We start from the raw sequence: 16,986 nt of genomic DNA, 5'->3' as shown, positions 1-16,986 counted from the left end.
TCATCTGGGCGCCTCGCGCGGGGCGATCAGCCCCGTCTCGTAGGCGAAGACGACGGCCTGGACGCGGTCGCGCAGGTCCAGCTTCGACAGGATGCGGCCGACGTGGCTCTTGACCGTGGTCGGGCTGAGGAACAGCCGGGAGGCGAGTTCGGCATTACTGAGGCCCGTCGCGAGGAGGCGGAGTACCTCGAGCTCGCGCGGGGTCAGGCCGGACAGATCGCGGTGCGGGGCGATGGTCTGCGGTTCGTCGTGATGGGCGAAGCGCTCGATCAGCCGACGAGTGATCGTGGGCGCGAGGAGAGCGTCGCCGGTTTGCACCAGGCGTAGGGCGGAGACCAGACGTTCGGGGGTGACGTCCTTGAGCAGGAAGCCGCTGGCGCCGGCCGTGAGCGCGGCGTAGACGTAGTGGTCGAGGTCGTATGTGGTGAGGATGATGACCCGCGTTTCGGCCGGGCCGGCGTCGCCGATGATGCGCCTGGTGGCCTCGATGCCGTCCATCTCCGGCATCCGGATGTCCATGAGGACGACATCGGGCCGCGTACGGCGAACCGCTGCGACAGCCTCGGCCCCGTCAGCGGACTCGGCCGTCACTTCGATGCCGTCCGCGGCCAAGATCATCTTGAAACCGGTGCGTACGAGGGCTTGATCATCGGCGATGACGGCGCGCAGAGGTGGCCGGTCCGCGGTCATACCGCGCTCCGTGGGATGCGGGCCGTCACCCGGTAGCCGTCGGTCGGCATCGGTCCGGCCGTCAGCTCGCCCTTGTAGACGGCCAACCGCTCGCGCAGCCCTATGTGGCCACGGCCGTTGCTCTGCACCGGCGGGGAATCCTTGGCGCCACCGGTGTCCGTGATCTCGATCTCCAGACAGGCGTCGGTGTAACCAATGGCGACGGACGCCTGCGCGCCGCGCGCATGTTTGATCGTGTTGGTCAGCGCCTCCTGTACGACGCGATACGCCGCGAGGTCCACCCCTGGTGGCAGAGGATCCGGCGGCAACGACACCCCGACGCTCACGGGCGTACCAGTGGCGCGTACTCGTGCGACGAGCGCGTCGAGCTGTGCGAGCCCCGGCTGGGGCTCCAGGCCGTCGGGCTTCTCGTGGTCCGGGGCGGCCAGCAGGCCCATCACGTGGCGGAGTTCGGCCATGGCGGCCCGACCGCCCGCCTCGACGGCCAGCAGTGCCTCCTGCGACTGCTCGGGCGCCATGTCCATCACTTTGCGGGCCGCGCCAGCCTGGATCACCATCACGCTCACATTGTGGGTCACAACGTCGTGCAGTTCGGCGGCGATGCGGGCACGCTCCTCCTCGACGGCGCGGCGCGTGGCCTCCTCCTGAGCGGCCTGCAGTTCTGTCACCCGGTCCCGGCTGGAGGCCAGCCGCAGTTGCAGAAAGCGGACGAGGCTGGCCAGCATCCCTGCCACCAGGAGCACGAATCCCGGGCTGGACCATCCCGGGAGCACAGGTTCCGCGTTGCGGAAAGCGAAACCGGACAGCGCGGCGGCGATCACCAGGACGGCGATCGCCGTTGTCCGGTAACGGCTGTATACGACGGCGCTGTATGCGCCGGTGACACAGGCCAGGACGGTGATCCAGGAGGCGGAGCTGCCGATGGCCAGTGCTGCGCCCAGCACCACCACGAACAAGGTCAGCGGATACCGGCGCCGGGCTGCCAGCGGCAGCGTAGACAGGACGACCAAGGCCCAGGGCACGGAGGAGGGTTCTTCCTCCACGGGCACCTGACCAAGGTCGGGCGGCGAGGGCGGGGCCGGGACACCGGTCCCGACGTCCACCGCGGGAGGGTTGATGTTCACCGGCCCGTCGCCGGGATAGCGCACCGCCACGAACAGGGCAATGACGGTCAGTACGACCGCCAGCACCGCATCGGCGCGCACCGCTCGCCGGGACAGCGGAGCGGCCTTCGCCTCCGGGCGTAGCGCTTCGATGAGTTGCTGATGCCAGCTACGCCGGTCTTCCGTCTCCATCCGTGCATTGTGCTGCGCTCTCCGCCCGGCCCGCGTCCACCTGTCCGGCCAGGGCATTGCCCTGGAGGCGTACTTCTCAGGGATGACTCCGCGGCCGAATCCTCCGCGAGAAGGGCCTGATGTTGGTTCCGCGGCCGACGCGCCCCATACGCGGCACCTCTAGGTTCGCAGGACCGGCAACGGCATGTGCCTCTCGCGACCGCAAGGACGGACAACTGATATGCCTCAAGTGATCGAACTGGAGGGTGTGGCGAAGCGCTACGACAGCGCCGGCGCGCCGGCGCTCGGACCGCTCACGCTCAGCGTCGCCAAGGGTGAGGCCCTTGCCGTGACGGGCCCTTCCGGCAGCGGCAAGTCCACGCTGCTGAACCTTGTCGCCGGCCTGGACAAGCCGACCGATGGCGCCGTGATCGTGGCCGGGCGACGGATCGACCAGTTGAGCGAGCATGCCCTCGCCAAGTTCCGTCGCGAGCACATCGGCATGGCCTTTCAGTTCTTCAATCTTCTCGACGACCTCACGGCTACCGACAACATTCAGCTCCCGGCCCAGCTGACCGGGAGCAGTCGGCGCAAGGCCGCGGCCCGCGCGGGTGAGCTCATGGAGATGCTGGGCATCCTGGAGCATGCCCGCGCCTACCCGGGCCGACTGTCCGGAGGCGAACGCCAACGGGTCGCGGTCGCCCGGGCCTTGGTCAACCGGCCCGCGCTGCTGCTCGCCGACGAGCCCACCGGTGCGCTCGACACCGCCTCGGGCCACGACGTCCGCAATCTGCTGATGGATCTGCACCGCGCCGGACAGACCATCGTGCTGGTGACGCACGACCTGACGCTGGCGGAGGCATGCGCGAGCCGCGCTGTTCACCTGGTCGACGGTCACGTCGCCCTCGACTCTTACGCGCAGGCCGTCCGATGAGCCTGTTCGGTGCCGGCGCGCTGGGCCGGGTCGTACGCTCCGGCGTCGACCGACGGCGGGTGCAGACCGTGGTAATCGCCGTGGCCACGATGATGGCCGTGGCCTCGGCCGTGGTCGCCGGGTCGCTGATGGTCGCCGCGGCGGCGCCCTTCGACAATGCCTTCAAGAAGCAGCAGGGCTCGCACATCACCGCGCAGTTCGATCCGGCCAAGGCGAGTGCGGCGCAGCTGGCGAAGACCGGGAAGCTGCCCGGCGTCGCCGCGAGCGCGGGACCGTACCCGTCCACGGCGGTCCGCCCGGTGGACCGGTCGGGCTTCCAGCTGCCGACGCTGACCCTGGTAGGGCGGCCCGGTCCTGACGGCGCCGTGGACCGGGTGGATCTGAAGGCGGGCCGGTGGGCGCAGAAGCCCGGCGAGATCGTGCTCGACGCGTCGTTCGAGGGGCCCGCCATCGGGATCGGCACCCCCATGAGGGCGTCGAACGCCAAGGCCGCCCCGACTCTTTCGATCGTCGGCTTCGCCGTGTCGGCCAGCAGGACCGCCGACGCCTGGGCGGCCCCCGCGCAGGTCGACGCGCTGGGATCGAAGGGCAACCCGGTCTCGAGTCAGATGCTCTACCGCTTCGACTCCGCGAGCACGAAGCAGCAGATCCTCACCGACCGGAAGAAGCTCGCCGCCTCCGTGGGGTCCGGAGCGCTCCTCGGGACCCAGTCCTGGCTGGACACCAAGCGCGCCGCTGATCAGGGTGCGGCGGCGACCGTCCCGTTCGTGATGGCTTTCGGCGCGCTCGGCATCGTGATGTCGGTGATCATCGTCAGCAGCGTGATCAGTGGCGCGGTCGGCACCAGCCTGCGCAGGATCGGCATCCTCAAGGCCATCGGCTTCACTCCGCGCGAGGTCGTACGCGCCTACGTGGCCCAGGCGCTGATCCCGGCCGTCGTCGGCATCGCCCTGGGTGTCGTCCTGGGCAACCTCCTGGCAGTGCCGCTGTTGTCCGACACCGAGTCGGTGTACGGCGGCGTCTCGCTCTCGGTGGCCTGGTGGGTGGACGTTGCCGTGCCGGCCGCCGCCCTGGTCGTCGTGGGGCTCGCGGCGCTGATTCCCGCGTTGCGGGCCAGCAGGCTGCGCACGGTCGAGGCCATCGCGGTCGGCCGGGCACCGCGCACGGGGCGCGGCCAGTGGGCGCACCGGGCGATGGGGATGCTGCCGCTGCCGCGGCCGGTGACCTACGGTCTCGCCACCCCCTTCACGCATCCGGTACGTACCCTCGCGATGCTGCTCGCGGTGGCGTTCGGCACCGTAGCGGCGACGTTCGCGGTGGGGCTGACCTCGTCCCTGAACGCGATCGGCACCTCGCAGGACCCCGAGAACCGTGCCGCGGTCACGGTCACGACGACCAAGGCGATCGAAGTCGCTCCCCCGCCGCCTCCTCCTGTGGGGGGCGACGCGGGAGATCCGCCTCCCGTGGAGAACAGCGCTGCGAGCACGTCCAAGAAGCCCAAGGCCGCCGACCCGGCGAAGGTGCGGTCCGCCATCACGTCGCAGCCGGGCACGGAGTCCTACTACGGCAAGGCCCAGACCGAGGTCGCCGTGGCCGGGGTCTCAGGACCGATCCAGGCCAGCCTCTACGAGGGCGATTCGCGCCCCGGCAGCTACGAGATGCTCTCCGGGCACTGGATCACCGGCAAGGGACAGGTCGTGGTGCCCTCACGCTTCCTGGAAAGGACCAGCACCAAGCTCGGTGACACGGTGCGGGTGACCTACGAGAAGGAGACCGCGAACCTGCGGATCGTGGGCGAGTCCTTCGACACGTCGGGCAGCCAGCTGGAGATCCACGCGGACATGGCCGACTTCACGTTGGCCGAGCCCAGCACCTTCCTCGTCGAGACGAAGTCCGGCGTCTCCGCCGACGAGTACGCCCAGAAGGTCGCCGCGGTCGTACAGCCGCTGGGGGGCGACGCCACGACCGGCTCCGAGTCGGGGCAGGACGGCGTCATCCTCATCATGGCCGCAATGGCGGTGCTGCTCACCCTCATGCTGATCATTGTGGCCGGTCTCGGCGTACTCAACTCCGTGGTCCTCGACACCCGGGAACGCATCCACGACCTGGGCGTCTGCAAGGCGATCGGCATGTCCCCGCGGCAGACCCTGAGCCTCGTGCTCGCCTCGGTGGCCGTGATCGGCGTGATCGGCGGGCTGCTCGGCGTCCCTGCAGGGTACGCGCTGCACCACGTCGTCATGCCGGTGATGGGGCATGCCGTGGGCACCAGCCTGCCGTCGCTTGTCCTCGATGTGTACGGGCCTTTCCAGCTGCTCCTGCTGGGGCTCGGCGGGGTCGTGATCGCGATGCTGGGCGCGCTGATCCCGGCAGGCTGGGCCGCCAGGGCGCGTACGGCCACGGCGCTGCGCACCGAGTAGCGTCTGGCGGAGCGCGAGTTGCTGGGGCGGATCCGCAAGGCCCGCGGGGTCGGGCCGCCCGTACAGGCTGCAGGTGCCGATGCCCCCGTCCAGGCAGGTCCTCTTGAGAGGGACTCGGAAGGCCCGGACGGGGGCCGGCAGCGGGAAGCGGTGCGGGGTATCGGCGGCGAGACCGGGTGTGGAGCAGGAGCTCCGACCCGGTTTCGCCGCCGCACAGATCCGGCCCCTGCTCATCCGCAGAAGTCCCCCGAGACCTGTCCCCCGAACCGGGGGTAGGGCACCTCACAGACGCACGGCTACCTCGGCATCAGTGAAACGTCGCACCACGGCTCACTCGTCCTCATGCCTCCGCATACGCCGCAGCACAGGTCTGGCCCTCGGCTGGTGGCGCTCCTGATCGGCGAGCCGACTCGCGAGTGCGGCCGACGTGGGCGCTATGAAAACCATACGGATCGGCAGTTCCGCCTATACCAACGCTTGGGACATCGTCGTCTCCGTCGGTCCGTACGCGTTGACCAGCCACTGCCCCGGCGCCCCGTCACCCTCATCTGCACTGGTGCATCGGCCCAGCCGACGAACGACCACACATCGTCCTCAAAGCGGGCCCGCGGGCATCCGTCCAACCAGGCCAGGCGGGCGGTGGCGGCGATATCCGCGCCGGCGAACACCGACCGGACCGCAGGCTCCGCAGAGGCCGGAAGCAGACTCACGATGTGGTCTCCTCTGCTCGCAGCGGCAGCTCGGCGTCCTCGTCACCGACGTCGCGCTGTGCCGCCGCGATGGCGGCCTCCTCGAACCGCGGCAGGATGTCCGCCGACAGGCGGCGGGCGTAAGGAGCGAACACTGCGACGAACTGCTCGCGCGGCATCTGGCGGAACTGCCGCGCGAAGAAGGCTTTCAGCCGCAGCAGATTCGGCAGATGACGCGGGGCGAACAACGCCAGCGGACAGAGCATGCAGACCCAGGGCCGGGCCGGACACGGCTGCCCCTTCGGCCCGTGCAGCCCGGCGAACTGATCGGCGCAGGCCCCGCTAACACGTCCCGCTCACCTGACAGCAACTCGGCCAAGGCGCCCTCGGCCAGGCCGAGGCGGCGTGCTTCCTCCGGCAGCCCGGCGGCGCTGACCGCCTCGTCGACGACCAGCGGCGTGCTCGCGCGCCGCAGCAGATCGCTCTGCGCGTCCCGGGCGATCTCCTCGACCACCGCCTTCTGCGCCGGGGTCGCGGCCGACAGGTAGTGATCATCCTCGACCTGAGGCGAGTGGTTCGGATCGACCGTCGCCCGCAGGGACCACTGCCGCTGACCCCGCTGCGCGATGAACGTCGTCCGCAGGCGTCGGCGGTCGATGCGCATGAGACCGCCGTCATCACCGCGCAGATCATGGGCCTTGACCCACCCGCGCATCATGTACTCCTCGAAGGCCGCGCGGGCCAGCCTGCCTTGCGGCGTCACCAGCCACGTGCTCGGCCAGCTCGGCCGGGGCATGCCTGCGCAGCAGGGCGCTGTACTGCAGCCACTGCTCCAGCAGCCGCGACGCCCGCGGCGACAACACCAAGCTCTCGTCCGCCGTGCGGCCTTGGGCGTAGGACAGCAGTGTCGCCTGACTCCCGGTCCAGCGGATCCCGGACACCTCCAGGCCGGTCAGCCCGTCCGGGACGATGCCGGTCCAGGCCGCCAGCAGCAGCATGTAGGGAATCGCGTCCTTGTGGGACGGAAACAGCGCCGCCCTGGCTCGCTCGATGCCCCGGTGCCGTCCGGTGAACGTCCTCGGCGTCAAGCCCATGTGAGCGGCGACCTCCTCGCGTCACCGGGCCCATCCGCAGCATCAGCCAGGCCGCGTTCACCTCGCTCCAGCCGCCGACTGCCGGATCCTGCCCGCCCTCGGCGAGCGCGGACCATCGCCCGCTGTGCCTCCCCCAGGCGGCGCACCTCCTGCTTGCAGAGGTCGATCAGCCGGTTCCATTCGGTCGGCGCGTAGGGCGGAAGCGGTCCATTGAGGGTGGGGCGCGTGTAGTTCTTGCCGAACACCATCTGCCGCACCGGCCTCCGGCAGATCGAGGACGACCTGAACGCCGGCGACGTCGACCGCCTGGAGCTCGCCGTGATCCTGCGTGAGCTCCAGGAGGACATCGACGTGCCCGGCGGCCTCTTCCCGGCAATCGCTCAGCTGGCCAGCACCGCTGCGCGCCGGGCGGAGCAGATCGAGCCCGACCGCGACGGCGACGCCTCTTGCCCGCTGCATGAGGCTGCCGCCCTGCTCGCCGACAACGTCGGGCCCGCGCCTGCTCCGGGCTGCCCGCTCCCTGGGCCCTGAAGGAGAACACACCCCATACAACGTCGTCCCGTTTCGCCCATCAACAACCTGAGAGTCTGACGTCGCAGATCCTGGTACCCAGCCGACATGCCAAGTGTTACCTGGAGTTGGACAGAGCCCACCGCAGAACTGTCTGGCGCGCCGAGCGGCGGGCGAATGAGTGCGCCCGCAGACCGCCGTAGTGGGCGCGCGCCTTGCGCCACGAGCAGTGAGCTTCCTTCAGCCCGGCGCCGATCATCCGCCCCTCTGTATCCCACGGTGCGCGTGACCGGCGGGATGCAGGTGCCGAGCACCAGACTTGCGTCCCTCACTAGCTCAGCGAGCGGAGCGTCACAGGACGAGCCCGTTGCACCTACTCCCGGAGGCTCCCGTCTGGCAAGAAGAGGCTGCGCTCGCTCACTCGGAGGTTGGCTGTGCCTCCCATCCCATTCAGGTCATACAGGGCAAAACCGCAGTCATTTTGGCATTTGTAAACGGGAGACGGGATCGGCCTGTCAGGCTGAGTCCTTCTCTCCTCAGCCTCGGTTGCCCGGACAAAGACCGTGGTCGTCTTGCAGGCAGGGCACTCACCCGGCCCGTCCAATTTGAGGTAATCCGGAACCTTGTTCCGGCGGTAGTAGCCGTAGTCGGGACTGCCATTTTCGGGCTTGCGCCACCGCCGTCGTTCCTGCATCATCCGCCGAATTCGTAGCGTTGCAAGCCCCAGGGCGGCACAGCCGACAAGGACGGCAGCACCCCAGAGCAGGAAGGCCAGTGGTTGCGGAAGATCCTGAAGCGGATCAGGCAACTGACTTCCGGGCTGTTTCGCTGCGTTGTATCGGCGGACAGCCCTCATTCCTGCAGCACACAGCAGGACGGCTGCGAGAACCGAAGCGACGGTAAGTGCAGTCCTCAAGACGGCAGTGGCGCGCGCGACGTGGGTAGCGATGGTGCCGGGCTTCTTGCCCATCACGACGGCTACTTCTGCCTGGGTGTAATCCAGGGCCTTGGCTGCATACACGGCCGTGCGCTGCTGCTCAGGCAGGGCGCGCAGTGCGCGGTGCACATCGCAGCGCTCGGCCACCGCGTCGCCGACGTCTGCCGATGAGACGCGGGCCTCCCTCTGTGTCTGTGCTGTTGCCTGCCGGGCCCGCCGTGAGCACTCTTGGACCTCGTTCTTGATGACCCGGTACAAGTAGGCGCGAGGTTGCTCGATGCGAGCCGGGTCTCGATATGCCTTGGTGAAGGCGTTCTGTACAACGTCTTCGGCGCCGATGAAGGACTCCGCCACCTCGGCCTCACGCAGCATCCTGCGGGTGTAGCCGACCAATTCCCCGTACCGGAGGGCGTAGACCTCATCCAAGGTGAGGCCTACGCCCGCTCCGCTTTCAGCCACTCCGCCCCACCCGTCCCTCCCCGTCCTTCTCGCCAGCGCGCTTGGCCCTGATGATCTCGGCCTGCCCCGCGGCGTGGTTGCGGTACGCGACGCTGTCCATCATTTTGGCGATGCTGGGTACGAGGGCACTTACAACGATCAGAATCACCAACGTGATCTCCACGTCTCTTCTCCTCCTCACTCGTGGCCGCTCGTCCCACACGGGGACTGGCCGTATGCCTATGAAGAGGGCTGAGACGCGGATTCTCTTTACAGGGCTCGCAGAAGTTCTGACCCATCGGGTAAGGGCTCGCCACCAAGTTGCGGTCACCGAACGTCGACCGTGTCAGGCGAATGCCCGAGTCCGCCGGCCCCTACACGCATGTCGACTCCGGTCGGTATCGACCTGGTCCACCGGCAGGCCATCTTCTTGACTGGTCACGCGCTGTCTCCAGGAGACTGAACAGAAGAACTTGACGGGGAGCGCGACGAACACCAAGGCGCATGTGAGGGCCGACCTTCTGCAGATCGCCCATGACCACGGCGTTCCCGCCGTCGCCTTCCTGGTTCCCACCCCGGTCTCCGTCTGTGTCGCCCGCCAGGCCGAACGGACCCCGGACCGTGCCGTCCCCGAGAACGTCGTGCGCGCCCAGTACGCCGAAACCGTCGCCGCGTTCCCGAACCTGCGCGGCGGGGGCTTCGCGCACGTGGTCTTCGCCGACAACATCCACCGCCTGGAGCCGCTGCTGCGCTGCGCCAGCGACACCCGCCGCCGCGAGCTCGGCTGGGACGGCGGCGACGGCCTGGGCGACCTGCTCTTGGTGCGCCGCTTCTTCGGCTCCGAAGTGCTGCCGCTGTGGCGGTGGCGCGACAACTCTGCGATCGCCGACGGTGACCGCGTCGGCGAGATCCGCCTCGGTCCGGACCGCATGGTCCTCGCCCTGCGCACGAACGTCGACGGACAGGGCGACGCTGGTTCCGGCTCCCCGCGCCCTCCTCGAATGGCGCGACAGCCAGCACTTCGACCGCTGGCAGGACCGCCCCTGCGTCCTGTGCGGCAAGCCCACGCCCATGTGCTCCCCCCCCAGGGCGAGCCCGTGCACAAGGCGTGCGCTGAGGACTGGATCGCCGCGAATCCCACCGAAGCGCGCGTCGGGCGGTTCGCCTCCGACATCCAGCCCAAACGCCGACACGACGACGACGCCTGAACCCTCCTTCTTCCTGGCCCGCACTGCAGCTTTGCAGTGGCGTGCGGGCCCTTTCTCGCATCTCAGGAGGACTCCTCCATGAGCCGTATCTACACACCCCCTCTCCCCTAAGCCGACCATCACCTCCCGTTCCCCCACACCTCCACCCGGACGCGCTGCCGGACCGAACCGGCCCTGTTCGCCATCGAGGACATCGACGCGGGCCGCGAGCGCAAACAGGCCCTCGCCAAGGCGCGGCGTGCCTGCTCCGCCTGCCCGATCGTGGAGGGCTGCCCGAAGTGGGCGCTCGCCGGCCCCGAACTCACCCCCGTCGGGGTGTGGGCGGCCACCACCCGCACCCAGCGCACCCAGGTGCGCCGTCAGTTGATCGAGCGACTCGGCTCCGACTGGGTCGGCGTCGTCGCCGGACACGACCGCGAACGGACCCGCCGCCAAGCCGCTTTCCGCCCCCAGCCCTCCCGGCCTCCTACCAGCGAGGAGGTGGCCCGGCTGGAGCGGGAGCTCATCCCCACCCGGCCCGAGCCGTACGAGCCGTGGCGCGAGCCCCTCACCTCCGCGGCCCAGGCCCGCAACCAGCGGCTGCTCCTGGCCGGACTGGACGCGGTGCCGACGTACGGGAGGGCGGCCTAGTGCTGTGAACAGGAAGGTCCACAGGGTTGGTGGTCGGAGCGGTTGGATATGGCATGTCGTCCGATCCGACTGCTGGAGGTGTGGTGGCTGAGCCTGTCCGTGTGCGCAGGTTGACCGACCAGGAAGGGCAGAAGCTGCAGCAGATCGCGCGCCGGGGCAGCACCAGTTCGGTACGGTACCGGCGCGTGATGATGCTGCTGGCTTCGGCTGGCGCAACCGGGTGCCTGTGATCGCAAAGCTGGCGCAGGCCGATGAGGAACCGTCCGCGACGTGATCCACCGGTTCAACGAGATCGGCTTGGCCTGCCTGGACCCTCGGTGGGCGGGAGGCCGTCCCCGCCTGCTCAACCCTGACGACGAGGACTTCGTCGTTCAGACGGCCACCACCCGTCCGACCAAGCTCGGCCAGCCCTTCACCCGCTGGTCCATCCGCAAACTCGCCGCCTGCCTGCGGAAAGTGCACGGCCGCGTCATCCGGATCGGCCGTGAGGCGTTACGGTGCCTGCTCGCCCGCCGCGGCGTCACGTTCCAGCGGACCAAGACGTGGAAGGAATCGCCCGACCCCGAGCGCGACGCCAAGCTGGACCGCATCGAGGAGGTACTGGAGCGTTTCCCGGACGTGTCTTTGCGTTCGACGAATTCGGGTCGCTCGGGATCCGGCCCATCGCCGGGTCGTGCTGGGCCGAGCAAGGCCGGCCTGAGTGGCATCCCGCGACCTACCATCGCACCGACGGGGTGCGCTACTTCCACGGCTGCTACTCGATCGGCGACTACACCCTGTGGGGAGTCAACCGCCGCAAGAAGAGCACCGCGAACACCCTTGCCGCGCTGAAGTCGATCCGGGCCGCCCGGCCCGACGGCGCCCCGATCTACGTGATCCTGGACAACCTGTCCGCGCACAAAGGCGCCGACATCCGTCGCTGGGGGAAGAAGAACAAAATCAACCTGTGTTTCCCCCCGACCTACGCGTCCTGGGCCAACCCGATCGAGGCCCACTTCGGACCGCTGCGGCAGTTCACCGTCGCCAACTCCAACCACCGCAACCACACCGCGCAGACCCGTGCCCTGCACGCCTACCTGCGCTGGCGGAACGCCAACGCCCGCCATCCCGATGTTCTCGCGGCCCAGCGCAAGGAACGGGCCACGCATCCGCAGCAAGAAGGGCATCCGCTGGGGCGGCCGGCCGATGTCAGCGGTGGCCTGACCGCCCAACCCGGCACCGCTAGGAGTTGGCGGCCTCCGCCAGGACGCGGGCGAGTTCGCGGGGGCGGGTGGCCATCGGCCAGTGGCCCGAGTTGAGGTCCACGTACTCAAGGTGGGCAGCGCGGGCGAGCTCAGGACTCTCACCGGCGGCGATCCACTCCTCGGCCTGGGCGGGGGTGAACTCGGGGCAGACAACCACAACGGGGACGTCGAAGCGGCGCTCGTTGGTCAGGCGTACGACTCCCCTGGCGACCGCCTCGGGGACAGGAACCGCGGCGGACGCGAAGCGGTCGCGGGCCTGCTGGTCCAGGTCGGCGGCGTCCGCGCCCTCGAAGGGATCCCAGCCCGGGAAGGGCATAGCGCCGCCCTCGATCGCGAAGTGATCGGCGTAGGCCCGCCCATCGGCGGCGGGGAAGCCGCCGATCAGGGCGACCTTGGCCACCTTCTCCGGTCGCCCGTCGGCGGCCAGCCAGGCCAGGGTCGATGCTGCGGAGTGCCCTACCACCAGCGGCTTTCCGGGCGCCGCGTCAACCGCGGCAAGCACTGCTTCCAGCTGGTCGTCAAGCGTCGCGGAGGCGGCGCCGTCGCCCTGGCCCGGGAGTATGAGCGGCACGGGATGGTGGCCGAGCGCGGTGAGTTCCGGCACGACGTCGTCCCAGGCGGATCCGTCGAGCCACAAGCCAGCGATGAGCAGGATGTCCACAGTGGTTCTCCCGAAGAGGAGTCGGATCTGGTTGCCGGCACGCTATCGGGAGGCTCTGACACCGGACTCTGGTCAGAGTCCGATCTGTGAAGACGGCTCGACCCAACCCGGCGAACCTACGCGGTCACAGCACTAGCTGGCCCGGTGACCAGCCTGGCCGCCCTCTGACTCCGAACGCCTCGGCGAACTCGGCATCCGCGAACAACTCGCCCAGCTCGTCGCGGACCCGCATCGCCAACGGGTACGGGCCCCGTGCCGCCACCGCCCGCGCCACCCGCGCGGTCAGCTCAGGCGCGTCCGGCCACGGCTTCGGCCGCATCGACATTCCACACCCCACCCGCGACCGGGAACGCCAAGACGGCCGCTGCTGTCCCGACCAACGAGCCGCCAGCCCCGCCGGGCACGGAATAAGCCAGCAGGATCGTCACCAGCCGCAAACAACGGGCCCTCGTGTCGATGATGGAGTCGGCGACCGACCCGGCCAGCAGGTCTACGTGACTCTTTACCGCAACCAGCCCGGCCTGCCGACATGTTGTGGCTGACCCATTAGTTCAGTGCAGGTTGTGCCGTATGGCATGGGCAATGAGCTCGCCGATGAACACGGCGGGGGCGGTGGGCAGGATGGACGTGTCCGCGACGCGAAGCGCGGCGACGCCGTGGAGGCGGCCGTACTTGTCGACGGCTGCGGTGTCCTCGTCAGCCGGTCCCTTGTCGGCTTCAAGGTGGACTCGTCTCCAAGGTGGACTTGTACGGCCTCGATCCCCTGAGTGGCCGTCCTGGTCAAGGGGTCGTGGGTTCAAATCCCGCCGTCCCGACCAGCTTTAGCTGGTCGGAGGCCGTTTCCACCGAGAGGTGGGAACGGCCTTTTGTGCTTGTGGTCGTGGGGTGGTCGTCATCCGGGTGGGGCGGATGCGCGGGCCCCGATACCGCGGTGGCGTTCTCATGCGGCGTGCGGTCTGGTGGTCGTGGTGTGGTCGCGGGATTGCTCTTCGCGATCGAGTGCGGCGGCAATGGCGTCGACGGCCTGGTGGGCGGTGTGCGCTAGGGCGTGTACCGAAAGTCAGCCCCCGGCTCCGGTCACGTTGCTTTCGCGTCCTCACCGGCCAGGAATGGACGCAGCAGCGTGAGCAGGGCGCGCGGGCGGTGCAGCGGGATGATGTGGCCGCAGTCTTCGATGACGTGTCCAGTGAGATCGTCGGTGACCGGGCGGAGCTGGCGTTCCAGCGCAGCGCCGACGGGCCGGGCGCCCAACGCCATTGTCGGCACCGTCAGGCGGGCAGTGGCGATCGCCTGCTCGATCTGTACCGCGCTCTCGGGCAGCGCCCGGTAGTACGAGAACGCGCGGCTCAAAGCCTGGCGGCCGGTGTATGCGCGGACGAAGGCGTCCCGGAGGGCGGGGCGCACCCCGTCGCCGAGCGTGCCGGCGCGCAGAAACCAGTCGACGTAGGCGGCCTCGTGGCCCTCCAGCACGGTCTCGGCAAGGCCGGGTGCGGCGGAATGGAAGCCGAACCACCACGGCGGCCCGTCGGCGAGGAAGTCCTCGGCGCCAGGCAGCCTGCCCAGAAGGGACTCCATGACGACCAGGCGCCGGACGAGACCGGGGCGACGCAGGGCGAGGAGGAAGGCCGGCGCGGTACCCGCGTCGATGCCCACCACCGCGGCCGAGGACACGCCGAGCGTGGTGAGAAGCGCCGCGGCGTCCTCGGCCAGGGTGCCCGCGTCGTACCCGGAGGCGGCCGGGCTGCTCGCTCCGAACCCGCGTAGGTCCGGCGCGATGACGCGGTAGCGGCCGGACAGGCCGGCCATGACGTCCGTCCACAGCTCCCAGGTGTGCGGGAAACCGTGCAGGAGCAGGACAGTCGGGCCCGATCCGACGAGAGCGACGTTCAGTTCGACACCGTTGACGGGGACGCGCCGCAGCTCGGGCATAGAGAGGCTCCAGGAGGTAGTGAGGAATAGTGACCAGGTCACGTTAGGGAACTATCCTGGTTCCTCCAAGACGGCACTTTCCCTTCAGGTGGTGAGCCCTGAGTGACCACATCGAGTCCCGGCGAACCCAGCAGGCGGCCCGGCGAGCGGGGCGATCTACTGGATCCGCGCTGCCCGACCCGCCAGTTGCTCGACCGTATCGGCACCAAGTGGACGTCGATGGCGGTCAAGGTGCTGGCCGAGGACGCTCCGGACGAGCTCCGATTCGCGGAACTGCGGCGCCGTATCCCCGGCATCTCACAGAAGATGCTGTCCGTCACCCTGCAGAGCCTGGTCCGCGACGGCCTGGTCACGCGCCGAGTGGAACCCACCGTGCCGCCCGCCGTCCACTACCGGCTCACCGAGCTCGGCCTGTCCCTCGAAAGACCGCTCTCCGCCCTGCGGGTCTGGGCCGAAACACACATGCCGGAGATCGACCGCAGCAACCAGCTCGCCGACGAGTCACCCCCCAATTAGGACTTGTCCGGCCGATCATGTGACCGGTTCATACTCGGGTTGTTGATGTGGACATGGGGCGGGGTGATCTGAGTGATGCCGAGTGGGAGCGGCTGCGGCCGTTCCTCCCGGTCAGTAACGGGCGTTGTGGCAGGTGGCGGAATCACCGGCAGGTGATCGATGGGATTCTGCATCGGGTTCGGACCGGGGTGCAGTGGCGTGACCTGCCCGAACGGTTCGGGCCGTGGAAGACCGTTCACGAACGGCACCGGCTGTGGTGGGCCGACGGGACATGGGAGCGTCTGCTCCAGCAGGTCCAGGCTGCAGCGGGCGCGATGGGTGAGCTCGACTGGGACGTCTCGGTCGACTCGACCATCGTGCGGGCGCATCAGCACGCGGCTGGCGCGCGCAACGACCCACCGCCGGCCCCGCCCCCAAGGGGGCGTCAACTGCACCGTCTGGTTACTCCAACACCATCTGCGTCCGCTGCCCGATGCTCTGGCCCGACCCCGGCCAACGCGACCGTTTGGTGGAGATCCGCGACAACCGTCACGCCCGCCTCGTGGAGGCCGAGCGCGAAGGCTGGCTCGGCGAGGTCGAAGGGCTGCGAGTCAGAAGCGACAGCCTGGCGCTACGTCGGCGAGACCGTGGAGGTACTGGCCGCGTGGGCACCGGGCCTGCACGAAGCCCTCGTCGGTCTGGGCGAAGGCGACTTCGTCATCGTCGACGGGACGCTGATCCCCACCGACCGGATCGCGGGTCGATGAGCCGTACTACTCGCAAGAACACAAGACGCACGGCATGAACGTCCAGGTCATCACGCGTCCGGACGGCAAGTCCCTGTGGTTTTCGCGGGCAACGCCGGGACGCACCCATGACCTGACCGCAGCCCGCGCTCACGGCATCGTCCAGGCCTGTCTCACCCGCCAGATCCTCGTCCTGGCCGATCGCGCCTGCCAAGGCGCCGGCGCCACCGTCCGCACCCCCTACTACGGCCACCGCGAACTCCCGGAGCACTACAGAGCACTACCAGCAGTACAACCGCGACCACGCCCGTCTCCGCGCTCCAGGAGAACGCGCCTTCGCCCGCCTCAAGTCCTGGCGACTGCTACGACAAGCCCGATGCTCGACCAATCGCATCGGCAGAATGGTCGCAGCAGTCCACACCCTCCTCGCCTGCGAATACGCAGGATGAAAGAGGTTCACTGAGGCTGCTGAAGCTGCGCGACCCTGTTCGCGCCCCGCCTGTCGTCGGCTGCTGATCCGACCACGCGGCTGGTCATTCCAGGGTGAGGTACGCCGCCGTCGACCAGTTCTCGTCCACCAGCTCAAGAACCACTGCGACCTTGTCCCCCTTCTCGAAATACTGGAAGCACTGCTCACCCGGGGCGACGATGCAAGTTTCGCCGCCTGAACGGAAATCGGGGGTAATCGTGGGGTAGTGGTACTTGTCGTCGCACTCGCCTTGGAGCACATCACCCACCGCGGGCTCGTTCTTCTTGCGAATGGTGATATGGAGAAGGGCTGGTTTGTCGCAGCGGTACATGAGGTCGACTGCGACCTCGCCGCTGTTCACGGCTCTCGCAGAGAGGATCTTGTAGGCGTTGACGGCGTAGGCGGGCGCGGGTTCAAGGACCATACCTGCCACAGCGGCAAGGGTCGCGACTCCAGCGAGCGCACGGCGCAGTGCGTACTTCACCTTGGCTCCTTCCCAGCGGCATTCGATGCCCCTGGCATGCCCTGCTCACGGGTCTGTACCGGTCCGCTCCGCCGGACGAGCCCGAAAGAGTGACGCTGTGGGACACAAGACAAGGCAAGTGAGGGGCCGGGATCAGA

Annotated in this window: 17 protein-coding genes and 4 pseudogenes; 9 read left to right on the top strand and 12 right to left on the bottom strand. The window is 68.9% G+C overall.

Annotated elements, in window-relative coordinates:
* Complete coding sequence (locus ACTWQF_RS09915; RefSeq protein ID WP_443278805.1) at positions 1-690, bottom strand: response regulator; 690 nt, start codon at positions 688-690, stop codon at positions 1-3.
* Positions 687-1,985 carry a sensor histidine kinase gene (locus ACTWQF_RS09910; RefSeq protein ID WP_443278804.1) on the bottom strand — a complete coding sequence of 433 codons (1,299 nt, stop codon included), beginning with the start codon at positions 1,983-1,985 and terminating at the stop codon, positions 687-689. Before ACTWQF_RS09910 ends, ACTWQF_RS09915 begins: the two co-directional genes overlap by 4 nt.
* Positions 1,986-2,205: 220 nt before the next feature.
* Between ACTWQF_RS09910 and ACTWQF_RS09905 the strand changes: the two genes are divergently transcribed.
* Together ACTWQF_RS09905 and ACTWQF_RS09900 are read left to right on the top strand one after the other, a co-directional pair.
* Positions 2,206-2,898, top strand: a complete 693-nt coding sequence (locus tag ACTWQF_RS09905) for an ABC transporter ATP-binding protein (protein ID WP_443278803.1) — start codon at positions 2,206-2,208, stop codon at positions 2,896-2,898.
* Positions 2,895-5,315: an ABC transporter permease gene (locus ACTWQF_RS09900; RefSeq protein WP_443278802.1), complete on the top strand. Its 2,421-nt coding sequence runs from the start codon at positions 2,895-2,897 to the stop codon at positions 5,313-5,315. Before ACTWQF_RS09905 ends, ACTWQF_RS09900 begins: the two co-directional genes overlap by 4 nt.
* A 706-nt stretch (positions 5,316-6,021) precedes the next feature.
* Here the strand turns inward: ACTWQF_RS09900 and ACTWQF_RS09895 are convergent.
* From ACTWQF_RS09895 to ACTWQF_RS09885, 3 genes are read right to left on the bottom strand one after another with little or no spacing between them, the layout of a single operon-like run.
* Complete coding sequence (locus tag ACTWQF_RS09895) at positions 6,022-6,183, bottom strand: hypothetical protein (protein ID WP_443278801.1); 162 nt, start codon at positions 6,181-6,183, stop codon at positions 6,022-6,024.
* 29 nt (positions 6,184-6,212) lie between these two features.
* Positions 6,213-6,722, bottom strand: coding sequence for a hypothetical protein (locus tag ACTWQF_RS09890; RefSeq protein ID WP_443278800.1), 510 nt, complete (start codon positions 6,720-6,722; stop codon positions 6,213-6,215).
* On the bottom strand, positions 6,694-7,098 hold the full coding sequence (locus ACTWQF_RS09885) for a hypothetical protein (RefSeq protein WP_443278799.1): 405 nt from the start codon (positions 7,096-7,098) through the stop codon (positions 6,694-6,696). The genes ACTWQF_RS09890 and ACTWQF_RS09885 overlap by 29 nt, the downstream gene beginning before the upstream one ends.
* Positions 7,099-7,332: 234 nt before the next feature.
* Here ACTWQF_RS09885 and ACTWQF_RS09880 point away from each other — a divergent pair, with 234 nt between their 5' ends.
* Positions 7,333-7,629 carry a hypothetical protein gene (locus ACTWQF_RS09880; RefSeq protein WP_443278798.1) on the top strand — a complete coding sequence of 99 codons (297 nt, stop codon included), beginning with the start codon at positions 7,333-7,335 and terminating at the stop codon, positions 7,627-7,629.
* A gap of 352 nt (positions 7,630-7,981) precedes the next feature.
* Here ACTWQF_RS09880 and ACTWQF_RS09875 read toward each other — a convergent pair whose 3' ends face one another.
* Positions 7,982-9,004, bottom strand: a complete 1,023-nt coding sequence (locus tag ACTWQF_RS09875; RefSeq protein ID WP_443278797.1) for an RNA polymerase sigma factor — start codon at positions 9,002-9,004, stop codon at positions 7,982-7,984.
* On the bottom strand, positions 8,997-9,167 hold the full coding sequence (locus ACTWQF_RS09870; RefSeq protein WP_443278796.1) for a hypothetical protein: 171 nt from the start codon (positions 9,165-9,167) through the stop codon (positions 8,997-8,999). Before ACTWQF_RS09870 ends, ACTWQF_RS09875 begins: the two co-directional genes overlap by 8 nt.
* Before the next feature lie 289 nt (positions 9,168-9,456).
* Between ACTWQF_RS09870 and ACTWQF_RS09865 the strand changes: the two genes are divergently transcribed.
* The 3 genes and pseudogenes from ACTWQF_RS09865 to ACTWQF_RS09855 all read left to right on the top strand — a co-directional run bounded on the left by ACTWQF_RS09865 (position 9,457) and on the right by ACTWQF_RS09855 (position 12,024).
* Positions 9,457-10,191, top strand: coding sequence for an AAA family ATPase (locus tag ACTWQF_RS09865; RefSeq protein ID WP_443278795.1), 735 nt, complete (start codon positions 9,457-9,459; stop codon positions 10,189-10,191).
* Between the two features lie 159 nt (positions 10,192-10,350).
* A pseudogene (locus tag ACTWQF_RS09860) lies at positions 10,351-10,821 on the top strand (WhiB family transcriptional regulator); the annotation flags it as partial.
* 83 nt (positions 10,822-10,904) lie between these two features.
* Positions 10,905-12,024: pseudogene (locus tag ACTWQF_RS09855) on the top strand (IS630 family transposase).
* Positions 12,025-12,042: 18 nt separating this feature from the next.
* Here the strand turns inward: ACTWQF_RS09855 and ACTWQF_RS09850 are convergent.
* The 4 genes from ACTWQF_RS09850 to ACTWQF_RS09835 form a co-directional block, all read right to left on the bottom strand.
* Positions 12,043-12,726, bottom strand: coding sequence for an alpha/beta fold hydrolase (locus tag ACTWQF_RS09850; protein WP_443278794.1), 684 nt, complete (start codon positions 12,724-12,726; stop codon positions 12,043-12,045).
* Between the two features lie 124 nt (positions 12,727-12,850).
* A complete protein-coding gene (locus tag ACTWQF_RS09845; RefSeq protein WP_443278793.1) occupies positions 12,851-13,045 on the bottom strand; it encodes a hypothetical protein in 195 nt (64 codons plus the stop codon).
* Between the two features lie 232 nt (positions 13,046-13,277).
* Positions 13,278-13,526 (bottom strand): GMC oxidoreductase, encoded by a 249-nt coding sequence (locus ACTWQF_RS09840; protein ID WP_443278792.1) that lies wholly within the window; start codon positions 13,524-13,526, stop codon positions 13,278-13,280.
* 277 nt (positions 13,527-13,803) lie between these two features.
* Positions 13,804-14,655, bottom strand: coding sequence for an alpha/beta fold hydrolase (locus ACTWQF_RS09835; protein WP_443278791.1), 852 nt, complete (start codon positions 14,653-14,655; stop codon positions 13,804-13,806).
* Between the two features lie 102 nt (positions 14,656-14,757).
* Between ACTWQF_RS09835 and ACTWQF_RS09830 the strand changes: the two genes are divergently transcribed.
* From ACTWQF_RS09830 to ACTWQF_RS09820, 3 genes and pseudogenes are all read left to right on the top strand, one after another.
* Complete coding sequence (locus tag ACTWQF_RS09830; protein WP_443278790.1) at positions 14,758-15,171, top strand: winged helix-turn-helix transcriptional regulator; 414 nt, start codon at positions 14,758-14,760, stop codon at positions 15,169-15,171.
* A gap of 53 nt (positions 15,172-15,224) precedes the next feature.
* Positions 15,225-15,572, top strand: a pseudogene (locus ACTWQF_RS09825) (IS5 family transposase); the annotation flags it as partial.
* A 189-nt stretch (positions 15,573-15,761) separates the two neighbouring features.
* Positions 15,762-16,345, top strand: a pseudogene (locus ACTWQF_RS09820) (transposase family protein); the annotation flags it as partial.
* A gap of 84 nt (positions 16,346-16,429) precedes the next feature.
* On the opposite strand, the gene ACTWQF_RS09815 reads toward ACTWQF_RS09820, so the two are convergent.
* A complete protein-coding gene (locus tag ACTWQF_RS09815; protein WP_443278789.1) occupies positions 16,430-16,849 on the bottom strand; it encodes a hypothetical protein in 420 nt (139 codons plus the stop codon).
* Between the last annotated feature and the right edge of the window lie 137 nt (positions 16,850-16,986).

The organism is Streptomyces sp. 8N114, from assembly GCF_052245835.1.
Taxonomy (GTDB): domain Bacteria; phylum Actinomycetota; class Actinomycetes; order Streptomycetales; family Streptomycetaceae; genus Streptomyces.
Note: the sequence above shows the minus strand (reverse complement) of the source record. Positions and strands in the feature narration are given on the sequence as shown.

What these genes read in the sequence shown, in the direction of transcription:
- ACTWQF_RS09910 (WP_443278804.1), bottom strand. Translation starts at nt 1,985, where the DNA reads ATGGAGACGGAAGACCGGCGTAGCTGGCATCAGCAACTCATCGAAGCG.
- ACTWQF_RS09890 (WP_443278800.1), bottom strand. Translation starts at nt 6,722, where the DNA reads ATGATGCGCGGGTGGGTCAAGGCCCATGATCTGCGCGGTGATGACGGC.
- ACTWQF_RS09915 (WP_443278805.1), bottom strand. Translation starts at nt 690, where the DNA reads ATGACCGCGGACCGGCCACCTCTGCGCGCCGTCATCGCCGATGATCAA.
- ACTWQF_RS09895 (WP_443278801.1), bottom strand. Translation starts at nt 6,183, where the DNA reads ATGCCGCGCGAGCAGTTCGTCGCAGTGTTCGCTCCTTACGCCCGCCGC.
- ACTWQF_RS09905 (WP_443278803.1), top strand. Translation starts at nt 2,206, where the DNA reads ATGCCTCAAGTGATCGAACTGGAGGGTGTGGCGAAGCGCTACGACAGC.
- ACTWQF_RS09845 (WP_443278793.1), bottom strand. Translation starts at nt 13,045, where the DNA reads ATGCGGCCGAAGCCGTGGCCGGACGCGCCTGAGCTGACCGCGCGGGTG.
- ACTWQF_RS09885 (WP_443278799.1), bottom strand. Translation starts at nt 7,098, where the DNA reads ATGGGCTTGACGCCGAGGACGTTCACCGGACGGCACCGGGGCATCGAG.
- ACTWQF_RS09900 (WP_443278802.1), top strand. Translation starts at nt 2,895, where the DNA reads ATGAGCCTGTTCGGTGCCGGCGCGCTGGGCCGGGTCGTACGCTCCGGC.
- ACTWQF_RS09835 (WP_443278791.1), bottom strand. Translation starts at nt 14,655, where the DNA reads ATGCCCGAGCTGCGGCGCGTCCCCGTCAACGGTGTCGAACTGAACGTC.